Origin of the sequence: Acinetobacter lwoffii (assembly GCF_024129855.1) — a bacterium.
Classification (GTDB): Bacteria; Pseudomonadota; Gammaproteobacteria; order Pseudomonadales; family Moraxellaceae; genus Acinetobacter; species Acinetobacter lwoffii_L.
On record NZ_JAMXXC010000003.1, the window covers coordinates 272,170 to 286,453 of the forward strand.

The following is a 14,284-nucleotide window of genomic DNA, read 5'->3' on the forward strand; positions in this document are numbered from 1 at the left end:
TAAATGACGAATCCGTTTATTTTTAATCTTTCAAATACTTTTTTGGGGAGCTGAACTCATTATTGAGTTTAGGCGAATGTGAAAAAACGATGATACTCATGCCTCTGGTCAGAACTTGGTGGAAAGATCCAGTGTTTAGCAGTGCGTTGCTTGCCGCAGGCATTCTGCATTTGATCGTGCTGACACTGGAATTTGGTATGCCGCAAGATCGGGATACCAGTACCAAAGAAATCGCGGTCAGCTTGCGCCAGACTGATGAAAAAATTGAGCATGCTGATTTTCTCGCCCAAACGGACCAGCAGGGTTCCGGCCAGTTTAGAGAAGCTCATCGCATGTCGAGTGATATGCCATCGCCGTTAATGGAACAACATGCAGGCGAAGAGCTGCAAGAAAGTCTGGATATGCTGCAACAGCAACAGGAACTCAGTTTTGAAGAAAAAGTCCTGATGACCACCTTGAGCTGGCAAAAGCAGGCGGAAGAAAATCAGCGAAAAAAAATGCAGGAGCAATTACAGAGCCAGTTTCAGGCCAAAGCGGCCATGGTCGCCAGTCTGGAAGCGCAATATTTACAGCGTCAGCAAAATTTCAGTCGTCAGCAAAAAATTAAGACTGTAGATGGTATTCAGTCCAAGCAGGATGTTTCTGCCGCCTATCTGGAAAAGTTTCGCGAGAAAGTGGAGTTCTATGGGAACCGTTATTATCCGGAAGCAGCCAAACAACAGAATCTGGCAGGGGAAGTGCGGCTGATGGTGATCCTGAACCAGAATGGCGGGATTCGTGCCATTCGACTGATTGACAGTTCGGGACATGCCATGCTGGATGAAGCAGCCAAAGCTTCCGTGCGTAAGGCAGCGCCATTTGGTGCTTTCGACAGTAAAATGAAAGAAATTTCCGAACTGCGAGTGATTCGTACCTGGCGTTTTGACCCGGCAGAAGCGGAGTTTGAAGTGCGTTAAAGTTGATATTTACCAAGACCTCTCCCTAACCCACTCCTAATAAGGAGAGGGAACTATATCTATAATGTTTAACAATCATAGGATTCTAATGAATGTTCTCCCTCCCTCTGGGAGGGAGTTAGAGGGAGGGCAACTTTCATTAAAAAAAGCGAGCCTTGGCCCGCTTTTTTTAATATTCAAATTTTAGTTCTGTTCCAGATAAGGATTTTCAAAACCCAGCTTGGCCAGAATCTCGATCTCAATGCCTTCCATTTCTTCTGCATCTTCATCTGAATTTTCATGATCATAGCCCATTAAGTGCAAGGTGCCATGTACCAGCATATGGGTAAAGTGAGTCAAAGGCGCTTTTTGCTGTTCCAGCGCTTCGGCCAGCACTACAGGAATACAGATCACCAGATCACCAATGGGAAATGCATCCAGAAACTGCGCCATTTCATCTGGAAGTTCACTCGGAAAAGACAGGACATTGGTCGGTTTGTCCTTGCCTCGATATTCCAGATTCAGTTTATGACTTTCGTCATTGTCGACACAGGCAATTCCGATTTCGCAATTACTCTGAGTGCCGATATGACGTAAAGTGGTTTCTACAACTTTTTTAATATAGGCCCGCTTCAGTACCAGTTCAGGCGACTGAAAGTCCTGTTGTAAGGAAAGACTAAGTTTCAACACAAATCCTTAATTTTAAAGCTTAATGCTGTGCGTCTGCCGCAGCATCATTTTCAGCGATCAAGGCTTCCTGACGTGCTTTTCGTTCGGCACGTGCTTCAGCACTTAAACGCTGCTGTTCACTGTCCCAGCCTTCGTAGGCTTCAACAATTTTCTGTACCAGCTGATGACGTACCACATCACGCGAATGGAAACGGGTGATATGAATTTCAGGAATTTTGTCAATCACACGTAAGGCATGTGACAGACCGGATTGCTGACCACGTGGTAAATCTACCTGAGTCACGTCACCGGTAATCACCGCTCGTGAGCCAAAACCTAAACGGGTCAGGAACATCTTCATCTGTTCTGGGGTGGTGTTCTGCGCTTCATCTAGAATCACGAAAGAATGATTCAAGGTACGGCCACGCATATAAGCAAGCGGAGCCACTTCAATCACCTGACGTTCGATCAGCTTGGCCACTTTTTCAAAGCCAAGCATTTCATACAGCGCGTCATACAAGGGACGTAAATAAGGATCGATTTTCTGGGTTAAGTCCCCCGGTAAGAAACCAAGTTTTTCACCGGCTTCAACTGCAGGACGAACTAGTAAAATACGCTGGATTTCATTGCGCTCCAGCATGTCCACGGCAGCCGCAACGGCGAGATAGGTTTTACCTGTTCCGGCAGGGCCAATACCAAAAGAAATATCACTTTGCAGAATGCGCTGTACATAACGTTTCTGGTTGGCACCACGCGGATTGATCCGGCCCTTACGGGTTTGCAGCCAAACATTGTCCAGCCCCGTATGTTCCTGATCATCCAGATCTTGCTGAAGCTCGCGGTCAGTCTGGCTGCCCTGAATCATCAGATGTAAAGTATCTGCACTAATCTGCTGACTATGTTCAGATTCTTCATGAAGACGTTGCAAGAGCATTTCGGCTCTCTCAACGGCATCGATTCCACCATCAATAATAAAACTTTCTCCACGATGGGAGATTTTGACGTCTAAACGTTGTTCAATTTGCTTCAAATGGCCGTTATAGGCACCTAACATGGCTTGTATACGGTCCATCGAAATTCCAGGAAAAGCTACTGTACGTCGAATCGCTGCAGTCAAGAGTGTTCCTTATGAAGTGTGCGTTATATGCTCTACATTACGCCACGTCAGGCTCAAGATTCAAGAGCTCACCGTAAACTAAATTCAAAGTTTTAATTTCGGTAATTTCAATCTCGGCAAAGCGGCCTACCCAGGCAGGGTCACCAATAAAGTTGACATAACGGGTATTGTCCGCCGTACCGACCAGAATATTCGGATCTTTATCAGAAACTTTTTCGATCAGTACACGCTGGATGGTCCCGAGCATGGCATCCGTCTTGTCAATGCTTGAACGCTTAATCCATTGCTGAACTTTGGCCAGACGTTCTTTTTTGACATCTTCAGAAATCGTATCTTCCAGTTCTGCCGCAGGCGTACCCGGGCGTTTTGAATAGATAAAACTATAAGAATGGTCAAAATCCAGATCTTGGATAAATTGATAAGTTTCTTCGAAATTCTCATCAGTTTCACCCGGGAAGCCAATGATAAAGTCTGAAGATAGGTGCATGTCAGGGCGAACTGCACGTAATTTTTTAATCTTTTCGATATAGACATCAATGGTGTGGTTACGCTTCATCGCTTGTAACACATCATTGGAACCGCTTTGTACCGGCAGATGCAGATGTGAAACCATTTGTGGCAGGTCACGATAGCACTGGATCAGGTCATCATTAAATTCCAGGGGATGCGAGGTGGTATAGCGAATACGGCCAATACCCGGAATGTCTGCAACCAAACGCAGCAAATCGGCAAAAGTACAGATATTGCCTTCAAAAGTTTCACCACGGTAGCCATTTACGTTCTGACCCAAAAGTGAAATTTCACGCACGCCTTTTTCTGCCAAACCCGCAATTTCTGCGAGGACATCATCCAGTGGACGGGACACTTCTTCACCACGCGTATAAGGCACCACACAGAAAGAACAGTATTTAGAACAGCCTTCCATAATCGAAACAAAGGCTTTATAGCCTTCAACACGCGGTTCAGGCAGGAAGTCGAATTTCTCGATGTCCGGGAAGGAAATATCCACCAGTTTGATTTTTTCTTTTTTCGGCTTTTCAATCTGTTCAAAATGCTGATCCAGCATTTGCGGCAAACGGTGCAGGGTTTGTGGGCCAAAAATCATATCAACATAATTGGCACGTTTCTGGATGTTATCGCCTTCCTGAGACGCTACACAGCCACCAACACCAATAATCAGGTCAGGATTTTTATCTTTAAGTTTGCGCCAGCGGCCTAGCTCGGAGAATACTTTCTCTTGGGCTTTTTCACGGATCGAGCAGGTATTCATCAGCAGAATATCGGCATCTTTAGGATCGGTGGTCAGCACATAGCCATGAGAATCGCCTAACAGGTCTGCCATACGGTGACTGTCGTACTCATTCATCTGACACCCTTGTGTTTCGATGTACAGTTTTTTGACTGAGGCATCGCTAACTGGGGTGTGCGCTGGCTGGGTAACAGTGTTTTCTGAGGCAGCTGAGGCACCATTCGGAATGAAGGTTTGAACCGTCATGTAGGCTCCTACAAGGTAATACGTTGAAAGAGTGAACGAACAGCCTGATTGATACATCAAACAGGTGAATAAAAATTCAATTCACGGACTGAAATCTTGGAAAGGCGCATATTTTAGCAGGAAAGTCGCTTAAACTTATAGCTCAAATTAACTGTGGAAAAATATTGATTTATGGGCAAAAATTGTCTGTAGATTAATATTGCTTAATCATAAGGTTACATAACTGAACAATAGAGTTGGTTATAATCTTCAAACTAGCTCTTATGATATGCAACATGGGCTAAGCACAAAATCGATGATAGAAGGCAAAGGGATGTTGAAACACACTAAAACTATGTATAAATACTATAAATTAATTACTTTAAGTGTGGCATGTATCTGTTCAGCGAGTACACAGGCAGCAGAAGAACAATTTAATGATGCCTTGCGTGCAGCCAATGCAAGTAATACTGAACTGTTACAGCAATATCGTCTGTCTATGCAGAATGATGCCTTGGGCTATTATCCGGAATACTGGATTTTAAACCAGAATCTTGCCATGCAGCCTGTCAGCCAGATTATCAGCTTTGCCCAGCGTTACCCTCAATCTGCGATGGCTGAAAAGCTGGCAGCGGACTATGTCGAAGAAAAAGTAAAAATGGCAGATTTTAGCAATGCCCAACCGGTATTGCCTTATGTAACCAATGCTGATCCTGCCGAAGCCTGTGCAGTGGCACAAGTGCGCGCCAAAGCTGGCGATGAACTGGTCTATGCCGAGTTTAAAGAAGTCTGGTTAACTACCAACAGCCAGCCTGATTCTTGTACTGGTTTAGGCCGGATGATGCTATCCAGTCCACTCATGACGGCAGAAGACCGTCAGCAGCGACTCTGGGGACAACTTCGTGCCGGACAGTCAGGTCAGGCCATTGCGACAGCGCAAGGCATTGGTCTAAATCTGTCTCTGGCACAACTGAATTCGATTCAGGCCAATCCCACTAATTATTTGTGGTCTGCGCCTAAAAGTACTGCGGCAGAGCATGCCTATCTGATTTATGCGCTGGGACGTCTGGCCGATAGCGATTTGGACTCAGCTTTGTCTATCGTCAAGCGGACCGCGGAAGGTACACCAGTACAGGTACAACGCGCCTTATATCGTGCTGTCGGTTATATCGGTGGTACCACAGTCATGAAAAACAACTTCAACCGGGAAGTGTTAAATGTGCTAGATGCCAGCTATGGTCTGCCATTTAGCCCGGAAGAAGCCGAGATTTATGCGCGTCAGGCGATTCGTTTTAGTGCCTGGGAAAGCCTGATTCGTGCGATTGACAGCATGAGCGTCAACCAGAAGCAGGAAGATCGCTGGCAATATTGGCTGGCGCGTGCTAGTGAACAACGTGCTGACCGTGCTTCCAAGCAGGCAGCAGAAAGTATTTATCGTAAGCTGGCGACCGGAGATGACTATCACAATCTTTTGGCACGCGACAAGCTGGGGCAGGTGACCGCGAGTACACCAACCCCGGCACAGCCATCCAATCAGGCTATGCAGCGCTTGAATCAGGATATTCATTTCCGCCGTGCTTTCACTTTACGTAATATCAGCGCCCCAGAGAACTACATTAACCGTGAATGGAACTGGGCAGTACGTCAGGCTTATCTAAAGAAAGATGATGACCTGTTGCTGGCTGCGGCAAAGCGTGCCATGGACATGGGTTGGCATGATCGGGCCATTTATGCCGCTGACCGTACCGCGAACAAACATAATTATAACTATCGTTATCCAATGCCACATCAGAATTACGTGGTCAGCCATAGTCGCAATGCGGGGATTGATCCGGCCTGGGCCTATGGTTTGATGCGTCAAGAAAGTCGTTTCAATACCGTCGCACGTTCACATGTCGGGGCGGGTGGTCTAATGCAGATTATGCCGGATACGGCCAAGTTGGTGGCGCGTCAAATGGGTGAGGCTTATAACCCGGCGGCACTCACCGATATGAATACCAATATTCGCTACGGAACATTCTATTTATCTACGATTCAGCGTCAGCTTAGCGATAGTCCGGTGCTGGCAACGGCAGGCTATAATGCCGGTCCAAACCGTGCCCGTCGCTGGCAGCCAGAATTTCAGGGGATTGCTGCAGATCAATATACTGAAAGTATTCCTTTACTCGAAACCCGAGATTATGTGAAACATGTCATGACCAATGCCACGCATTACGGTATCTTGTTAGGACAGGGGGCACAGTCAGTAGGTAAACGCATGCAACTGATACCATTACGTAATACACAATAAAATTAAAATTATTGGGGGATGGTAATTTATTCATGAAAATAATGAAGGATCGTCGGGTCTGGACTGGATCGGTTGCGCTTATGGTTTTGGCCAGCAGTCCGGCAGCGTTTGCTGCGCCGACAGACTATGTCATGGATGTACAAATGGTCCCGGCCTTATGTAGCTTGTACCCGGAATATGCCAAGAAACGAAAATGCCTGGAAGGTTATTCGCTGAATATCTCCGGCTTATATCCTCAGACCACATCACAAAATTGCACGACCAATAGCTCTGCGAAACTGTCACCACTTCAGTCCAAGGTAGTGGCCAGGATCATGCCCGATGACAATACCCGGACAATCTTATGGCGTAATATCGGTGGCTGCGTGCCGATGAATGCCAGTCAGTATTTCCGGACGATTATCAATTATGCAGATCGTCTTAAAGTGCCTGCGGAACTGACGGAACAGGAAAATATTACGATTTCTGTCGATACGCTGCGGGCCAAATTTCTGAAAATTAATCCGCAATTACCGGGTAATGCCTTGAGATTTAACTGCCAGCAAACCCAGTCAGCCAGCGTACTTACCTCGATCAAGGTCTGTTATCGCCCCAATGGCAATTACAAATCCTGTCCTGCCAACATTATTAATACATGCCCAAAAACTATCACAATAAAAGGAACATACTGAGCTTTTTTGCCGATTTAATTTATATTTCCTATCAGACTTTAGGTGAAATCCGTCCTCTTTTATATGCATCTGGCAAAGGATTGGAGTACAATCTTTCGCGTTTACGATTATTAGATTAAATACTAACTATTTAATCGCATTGAATATCCTCAATTGGAGATAATTAGATGAAGCAAGCAGTTCGTGTTGCCGTTACTGGCGCTGCAGGTCAAATTGGTTACAGCCTATTATTCCGTATCGCAAGCGGCGAAATGCTAGGTAAAGATCAACCAGTGATTTTGCAATTGCTCGAAGTTCCTTTTGAGAAAGCTCAACAAGCGCTTAAAGGCGTAATGATGGAGCTTCAAGATTGTGCATTCCCATTACTAGAAGACATGATCGGTACTGATGATCCTAAAGTTGCATTCAAAGATGCTGACTACGCGCTTCTAGTTGGTTCACGTCCACGTGGTCCAGGTATGGAACGTGCTGACCTGCTTAAAGTGAACGGTGAAATCTTCATCGGTCAAGGTCAAGCATTGAACGAAGTTGCGAGCCGTGACGTTAAAGTTCTAGTTGTTGGTAACCCTGCAAACACGAATGCTTACATCGCAATGAAATCTGCTCCAGATCTTCCAGCGAAAAACTTCACTGCAATGTTACGTCTTGACCACAACCGTGCTGCATCTCAAATTGCTGCTAAAACTGGTAAAGCGGTTAAAGACATCAAAAATCTTACAGTTTGGGGTAATCACTCTCCAACCATGTATGCTGACTACCGTTTTGCAACAATTAACGGCGAAAGCGTTAAAGACATGATCAACGACCAAGAATGGAATGCAAATACATTCCTTCCGACTGTTGGTAAACGTGGTGCTGCGATCATCGAAGCACGTGGTTTGTCTTCTGCTGCTTCTGCTGCTAACGCTGCGATCGACCATATGCGCGATTGGGCTCTTGGCACAAACGGCGAATGGGTAACAATGGGTATTCCTTCTGATGGTTCTTACGGTATCCCTGAAGGCGTAATGTTCGGTTTCCCTGTAACAACTGAAAACGGTGAATACAAAATCGTTCAAGGTTTAGAAATCGACGAATTCAGTCAAGAGCGTATCAACTTCACGTTGAACGAACTTGAAGAAGAGCGCGCAGCAATTGCTGATATGCTTAAATAATTTAATCTTCTTAGATTAAGTTGAAAAAAGCACTCCATTTGGGGTGCTTTTTTTTATATCACTCACTTTAATCAACAAAAAATAACAAGCTGTGAAGGAGAGACAACTGAGTTTTCGCTATGAGCCCTCTAAGGTAGAAACAAGATTATAGATAAAAAAAAGATGGAGGTTCAGATGTTAGAGCAACGCGCCACCTTCGAACTTTTCTTTGAACAATTGGGTCTGGATTCGAGTCCGGAAGCGATTGACGAGTTTATTAGCACGCATCAAATTGGTATGGATGTGCCACTGCATAAAGCTCCTTTCTGGAGTAAATCACAGCATGACTTTCTGATCAGTCACTGGAAGAAAGATGATGACTGGGCCATTTTTGTCGATATATTGAATGAACAATTACATATTGAGGCAGAGGGTTCAGGTTCCTGTGACATACCGAGCCATAAATCAACCTAAGAATTCGTATCTCAACACGCTCATAATTTAACGCTATGATGGAGTCTACTTATGCTTATGCAAGAACAATTAACTTTAGAATTATTATTTGAACAATTGGGTTTGCCTTCTGATGAAGCCTCAATTAATCAATTTACCCATACCCATCAATTGCCCTCTGAAGTCACATTGCCAGATGCCGAATTCTGGAGTGAGGGACAAAGTGCTTTCCTGCGTGAACATTGGCAACAAGATGATGAATGGATTGTCATTATTGACAAATTAAACCAGCTTTTACATGTGGAAAGCGACAAACAAAGTGTTTAAATGCATTCATACAAAAAGAAACAACAAACCTAGTCAAATGACTAGGTTTTTGTTGCCTTATCTTATAAGTTAGATCTATAAATAATTACAATTTATTTGATATAAGGAGGGCGCGATGCTCGCAAAGAACCAACCATCCTTAGAGCTCTTGTTTTCTCAGCTCGGTCTGGCCAATAGTCCTGCGGCTATTGAATTGTATGTACGTACCCATCAACTGCCAGCAGGGCTGTCCTTGCACGATGCACCGTTCTGGAATAAAGCCCAACGTTCTTTATTAATCAGCCATCTGGTACAGGATGATGATTGGGCAATTTGGGTCGATGAACTGAATCAGCAACTGCACATGGACGCTTATAGACGTCAACCTGCTTGATCATTTTTCCTGTGTTCTTCTGGTATTTAGAGTAAGACGATATAACTTGCATTAAAAAACGCCTCATCTGAGGCGTTTTATTCTTTGGCTTAATGCATTTTGCTTTTTAATATTTTGTTAAACCATTCGTGCTGACGATAATCATTAAATGCATGATGCTGCTGTAATAATTCCAGCTCAAATTCGGCAGTGTTGGTGTACTTACCTAACCAGTGGCGAGTCAGGGCTGGCTCATTTTTACTGGCACTGGCATAGGCCAGGAAGAAATAAATATCACCATGTTCATAACTGGCCATTGGCTTTAAAATTTGCTGGGTAATCAGGGCAAAATGGTGCTCTTTAGTCAATTCAAAGAACATCATATAGGCCTTGGCCAGATGCAAAGATAGGTTGATATACATGCGCAGCGGCATTTCTTCAAATTCTACCCGGCCTTGTTCCAGCAACACTACGGCTTCTTGCAGGAAATGTCGCTGTTCCTGACGCAGTTCACTTAAAGTCACCAGCTGTAAACGAAGATCAGCACGTTCAAGCGTTAATTCTGGCGTATTGCCTTTTAAGTACAATTGGTCAGTTTCACCCAGACGTTGAATAATCTGTTTGGTTGTTAATCGCATCAACGCAATCCTCATTTCTCAATAATGGCTATATGAGGTTAAAAATTAAAATTTAAAGCGGCAGCGTGTCTTAGAGTAGTGAGGTATCACTTCTTAGCCAGGCGGTAATGGATAGGCGTTGCTGTTTAGAGATTAAAACTTCATGTAATAAATCGCTCTGGAACAGCGCCATTCGGTTCGGTTTTGGCTGGATAATATGCCACTGGCCATGTTTGTCCTGCAGGCGTAGTTCACCGCCCCAGTCCGTCTGCCATTGTCCATGTAAATAATACACACTGGAAATCATCCGGCCATTTTTATCTTGAGGATTGTCGCGGTGCAGGGTATAGAACTCACCCGCGTGATAGCAAGCGAAATGTGCTTCGACATCTTTGATGCCTAAATAAAACGCGCGGTTTAAAATTTGGGAAAATTGTTGAAGTGTTTGGATGTGTAGGTGGGAAATTTGAAATTCAGGTTGTAACCAAAGAATATGATCACTACGGATGTTGTTAACTACACCATTTTGAATGGCTGCATTACGAAATTCGTTTAAGTGGCTTAAGCATTCTTGGCTCACTGCATGTTGATATTCGCTAGAGTAAGCATCGTCAACAATACTAAAGCCATGTTGATCTAAATCATCTAAGATTTGATCAACATTCCAATCCCCTGGGATGATAACTGCTTCCATTTTTTCAATTCTCGATAGTGTGGTAAAAAAAGGTCCGCTATTTTAGTTCAATAATCGTTTCTGAACGAAATAGTTTTTCATGTTAAAATAGCAATTGATCTTAGGAATAATTGAAACATGAATTACCGTCACTCTTACCACGCAGGCAACTTTGCCGATGTCATGAAGCACGTTTTATTGCTTCAGTTGTTGACTCGACTGAATGCAAAAGACAAACCTTATCGCTATGTAGATACACATGGTGGTGCAGGTAAATATGATTTGTCGACTGCTGAAGCGCAAAAATCAGGTGAGTTTTTAAACGGTATTCATCGTCTTATTAAGCTGGATGATTCGATCAAGCGTAATGCACCTGAAGGCGTACAACAATATTTGAAAATTGTTGAAAATATGCGTGAAAACTTTGGTAAGGGTGCTTATCCGGGTTCACCGTGGTTTGCGCTAGAAGGCATGCGTGAGATTGATAAAGCGACCATTTTTGAAATGCAGCGTGATGTGTTCCAGCAACTTCGTCATAATATTTTTGACAAGCGTGCAGGTTTGCATGAGCGTGATGCATACGAAGGTCTTTTAGCAGTCATTCCACCAAAAGAAAAACGTGGTCTGGTGATGATCGATCCACCGTATGAGCTGGAGCGTAAAGATTTTCCGCAGTTGGTAGAACTGCTAGTTGCTGCTTATAAGAAATGGCCGACAGGTGTATTCGCCGTTTGGTATCCAATTAAAGACCGTGCCATGATTGAACGCTTTGAGAAGAAAATGTTCAAGACCGGTATCCGCCGTCAACTGGTTTGTGAAGTCTGTGTATGGCCGGATGATACTCCAGTGGGCTTGAACGGTTGTGGTTTGCTGGTGATTAACCCGCCTTGGAAATTCTCTGAAGATGCAGATGAAGCACTACAGTGGTTATTCCCGCATCTTCGCATGAGTGAAAATGGTGGTCACGCTGCAGTTCGCTGGTTAGTGGGCGAGTAATTTTTTTAAAGATCAGGTCATAGCTAGGATCGACAAGAATGACAAATATAAGCAAACCGGAACGCGACTCTTCAACCGAAGTGCCTTTTGATGGCATCACCTTCGAGGTGGAAGAAGAGGAGCATACCCAGGAAGGGCAAAAAGTTAAGCGTCGAGGCATCTATCTATGGCCGAACCTGATTACAACCGCAGCGTTGTTGTCAGGTTTCTACTCGATTATTGCCAGTATGAATGGTGATTTTCAGCAAGCTATTTATGCGATCTTTATTGCGGCATTACTGGATGGACTAGATGGCCGTGTGGCACGTGCCATTGGTGCACAAAGTCCGTTCGGCGAACAGTTCGATTCCCTTTCTGACATGCTGGCTTTTGGTGTGGCTCCCGCTATTTTGATGTATAGCTGGGGCTTGAGCGATTTGGGTCGTATTGGTCTGGCAGCCTGTTTTGTCTATACCGCATGTGCTGCGTTCCGTCTGGCACGTTTCAATGTGCAGATTGGTGTGGTCGATAAACGTTATTTTATCGGTGTCGCAAGTCCTCTGGCTGCCATCATGATTGTATCATTGGTCTGGGTCGGTCTGGATTTTCCAGAAATCTTTGATATTCGTGAACCTTCTCTTCAGGTCATTAATGCAGTGGTCATTATTGCGGTGGGCTTGTTGATGATTTCCAATATCAAATACTATTCATTTAAAACTGTAGAACGTAAACGGGTTCCATTTTTTGTCCTACCAATTGCCGTATTCGTCTTTGCAGCGATGACTTATAATATTCCTGTCGGCATTCTGGTCATTTCTATTCTCTATGCCTTGTCTGGTTTTGTGACCACCTTTATGGCAAAAAGATCGAGTACATTATAAAAATATAAGGAGTCTGAGATGCGGTTTCTTCAAGATTTTTTAGATCGTTCGAAACAGCTGAATCAGACTCCTACTGTTTCTCGCTATCCCGCCTATCATGGCCCCACCTCAAAATATAAAATTATTCATCAAGGTTTGATGATTCCCGGGCTTCCGGCACCGCTCTATTATTTAAACTTTCTGAGTATTATCGGGCAACCCAATGCACCCATGTTGGCAAACCCGAGTGCAATCGAAACCACAGCCTTAGATACCGCCACCGTGATTTGCAGTTCGAGTCCGCATATGGTGGGGCAATTGCATCACTATTCGATCAAGCAGGACTGTCATTTTCAATCTAGTCTATTTCAGTTCTTGGATCGAGAGCAATTGAGCGGAAATTTCCCAAATTTTCGTTTGCAACGTTCTGACTCGGAACTCAGTTTTGATTTAAATATTCAGACCACTCAGCTGATTTCTCATTTTACCCAAATGCGTTTTTCCTTGGCAGACCACTGGTCTTTGCTATGTCATTGTCAGGGAAGGGTGAACTATAAAGCGCAGCAATATACGATCGATGGTCTCGGAAGCTTTGAATACGCGCGGAGTTTTAACTTTCCTTATCTGCCTTTGGCCTTCCTGACTTATCAAATTATTAATCTCAGTGAAAATCGCCAGTTGCTGTTGGCGCAAATTCGGGATGGTTTTAATCGTATTGTTCAGTCGCGGATCTATCTGCGTGATTTAAAAAACATGCGGACCCAAATGTTCGATCGCAAAGTTTATTTTAAAGTTCATCGTGTTTATCCGCGTGTCACGACACCCAATGGGCAGAGTATGTATTTGCCGCGTGAATTTGAATGGTGTTATGAAAATGCAGACGGTACTTGTATCTGGGTACAAGGTCAAAGTCGTGGAGATTTTAAATTTGGCCTGGCAGCGGGCTATGTAGGAAGTTTTAGTTATCAAGTGAAAATAAATGAAGAAACTGAAAATGGGGAAGGGGGTTATTGTGAATATATAGATTGCCGGCCTTTACGCTTTCAGGAACAGAATAAAACTGAAAAAAGATTAAGTCATTTATCCAATTCAGTCCCTTTAATGCTCAAGAAATGAAGAAAATTGCGATTTTTGTAGAATAAATAAACAGTCGTGGTGTTTTTGCTGAATTATTTAAAAATAGGGGTTGTATTGGGTCGGGAATACTGTAGAATGCACATCCATCGGCGGTGATGAAGATTAAAACTTCTAATAAAACAGTGACTTAGTTAAGTTTGATTGAGTTGGGTTTTAGAAAGAAAGTTTAAAAATAGTGTTCATTGCTAGTTGACACTAAGAATATCTAGTGTAATATAGCCGACCTAGCTTGCTGGTGACGAATTAGCAAGAAGATCATTAAGAGATTATGAAGAACAACTTGTGTGGATTTTTACTGGTTGATTGATCGAAATTATTTTCATTGATTGATGGTAGAAATTACTCGAAGTTTATTTGAGAAATATTTGTCAGAAAATTGATGAGCCAAGATTGGTGCCCTTTAAGGCACTACATAGTATTAAACTGAAGAGTTTGATCATGGCTCAGATTGAACGCTGGCGGCAGGCTTAACACATGCAAGTCGAGCGGGGAAAGGTAGCTTGCTACCTAACCTAGCGGCGGACGGGTGAGTAATGCTTAGGAATCTGCCTATTAGTGGGGGACAACATCTCGAAAGGGATGCTAATACCGCATACGTCCT

At 43.8% G+C, this 14,284-nt stretch carries 15 protein-coding genes and 1 rRNA gene; 11 read left to right on the forward strand and 5 right to left on the reverse strand.

Features of this window, described 5'->3' with window-relative positions:
• Positions 1 to 98 precede the first annotated feature (98 nt).
• The gene (locus tag NI465_RS04890) at positions 99 to 956 is read left to right on the forward strand and encodes an energy transducer TonB (protein ID WP_171260775.1); all 858 of its coding nucleotides are present in this window, start codon (positions 99 to 101) and stop codon (positions 954 to 956) included.
• Positions 957 to 1,139: 183 nt separating this feature from the next.
• Here the strand turns inward: NI465_RS04890 and ybeY are convergent, their stop codons facing one another.
• The 3 genes from ybeY to miaB are packed head-to-tail and all read right to left on the reverse strand — an operon-like array spanning position 1,140 to position 4,216.
• The gene (gene ybeY, locus NI465_RS04895; protein ID WP_253144471.1) at positions 1,140 to 1,622 is read right to left on the reverse strand and encodes an rRNA maturation RNase YbeY; all 483 of its coding nucleotides are present in this window, start codon (positions 1,620 to 1,622) and stop codon (positions 1,140 to 1,142) included.
• Positions 1,623 to 1,644: 22 nt separating this feature from the next.
• Positions 1,645 to 2,721: a PhoH family protein gene (locus NI465_RS04900; protein ID WP_004281434.1), complete on the reverse strand. Its 1,077-nt coding sequence runs from the start codon at positions 2,719 to 2,721 to the stop codon at positions 1,645 to 1,647.
• Positions 2,722 to 2,758: 37 nt separating this feature from the next.
• The gene (gene miaB / locus NI465_RS04905) at positions 2,759 to 4,216 is read right to left on the reverse strand and encodes a tRNA (N6-isopentenyl adenosine(37)-C2)-methylthiotransferase MiaB (protein ID WP_005248171.1); all 1,458 of its coding nucleotides are present in this window, start codon (positions 4,214 to 4,216) and stop codon (positions 2,759 to 2,761) included.
• A 334-nt stretch (positions 4,217 to 4,550) separates the two neighbouring features.
• Here miaB and NI465_RS04910 point away from each other — a divergent pair, with 334 nt between their 5' ends.
• The 6 genes from NI465_RS04910 to NI465_RS04935 all read left to right on the forward strand — a co-directional run bounded on the left by NI465_RS04910 (position 4,551) and on the right by NI465_RS04935 (position 9,442).
• The gene (locus tag NI465_RS04910; protein WP_253144480.1) at positions 4,551 to 6,485 is read left to right on the forward strand and encodes a lytic transglycosylase domain-containing protein; all 1,935 of its coding nucleotides are present in this window, start codon (positions 4,551 to 4,553) and stop codon (positions 6,483 to 6,485) included.
• 32 nt (positions 6,486 to 6,517) lie between these two features.
• Positions 6,518 to 7,156: a ribonuclease T2 family protein gene (locus tag NI465_RS04915; RefSeq protein ID WP_435575056.1), complete on the forward strand. Its 639-nt coding sequence runs from the start codon at positions 6,518 to 6,520 to the stop codon at positions 7,154 to 7,156.
• Positions 7,157 to 7,323: 167 nt separating this feature from the next.
• Entirely contained in the window at positions 7,324 to 8,310 is a 987-nt protein-coding gene (locus tag NI465_RS04920; protein WP_004645103.1) for a malate dehydrogenase, read from the forward strand.
• 174 nt (positions 8,311 to 8,484) lie between these two features.
• On the forward strand, positions 8,485 to 8,763 hold the full coding sequence (locus NI465_RS04925; RefSeq protein ID WP_253144473.1) for a DUF2789 family protein: 279 nt from the start codon (positions 8,485 to 8,487) through the stop codon (positions 8,761 to 8,763).
• A gap of 51 nt (positions 8,764 to 8,814) precedes the next feature.
• Positions 8,815 to 9,069: a DUF2789 family protein gene (locus NI465_RS04930; protein ID WP_253144474.1), complete on the forward strand. Its 255-nt coding sequence runs from the start codon at positions 8,815 to 8,817 to the stop codon at positions 9,067 to 9,069.
• A 115-nt stretch (positions 9,070 to 9,184) separates the two neighbouring features.
• Positions 9,185 to 9,442, forward strand: a complete 258-nt coding sequence (locus NI465_RS04935) for a DUF2789 family protein (RefSeq protein ID WP_004645106.1) — start codon at positions 9,185 to 9,187, stop codon at positions 9,440 to 9,442.
• Between the two features lie 89 nt (positions 9,443 to 9,531).
• Here NI465_RS04935 and NI465_RS04940 read toward each other — a convergent pair whose 3' ends face one another.
• Together NI465_RS04940 and NI465_RS04945 are read right to left on the reverse strand one after the other, a co-directional pair.
• Positions 9,532 to 10,059, reverse strand: coding sequence for a hypothetical protein (locus tag NI465_RS04940; RefSeq protein ID WP_005108638.1), 528 nt, complete (start codon positions 10,057 to 10,059; stop codon positions 9,532 to 9,534).
• A 70-nt stretch (positions 10,060 to 10,129) separates the two neighbouring features.
• Positions 10,130 to 10,732: a 2OG-Fe(II) oxygenase gene (locus NI465_RS04945; RefSeq protein ID WP_004281424.1), complete on the reverse strand. Its 603-nt coding sequence runs from the start codon at positions 10,730 to 10,732 to the stop codon at positions 10,130 to 10,132.
• 117 nt (positions 10,733 to 10,849) lie between these two features.
• Between NI465_RS04945 and NI465_RS04950 the strand changes: the two genes are divergently transcribed.
• From NI465_RS04950 to NI465_RS04965, 4 genes are all read left to right on the forward strand, one after another.
• Positions 10,850 to 11,707, forward strand: coding sequence for a 23S rRNA (adenine(2030)-N(6))-methyltransferase RlmJ (locus NI465_RS04950; protein ID WP_004281423.1), 858 nt, complete (start codon positions 10,850 to 10,852; stop codon positions 11,705 to 11,707).
• Positions 11,708 to 11,745: 38 nt separating this feature from the next.
• Entirely contained in the window at positions 11,746 to 12,567 is an 822-nt protein-coding gene (gene pssA, locus NI465_RS04955; protein WP_005108642.1) for a CDP-diacylglycerol--serine O-phosphatidyltransferase, read from the forward strand.
• An 18-nt stretch (positions 12,568 to 12,585) separates the two neighbouring features.
• Positions 12,586 to 13,662, forward strand: a complete 1,077-nt coding sequence (locus tag NI465_RS04960; protein WP_180086868.1) for a DUF6670 family protein — start codon at positions 12,586 to 12,588, stop codon at positions 13,660 to 13,662.
• A 441-nt stretch (positions 13,663 to 14,103) separates the two neighbouring features.
• Positions 14,104 to 14,284: ribosomal RNA gene (locus NI465_RS04965) — 16S ribosomal RNA — on the forward strand; the annotation flags it as partial.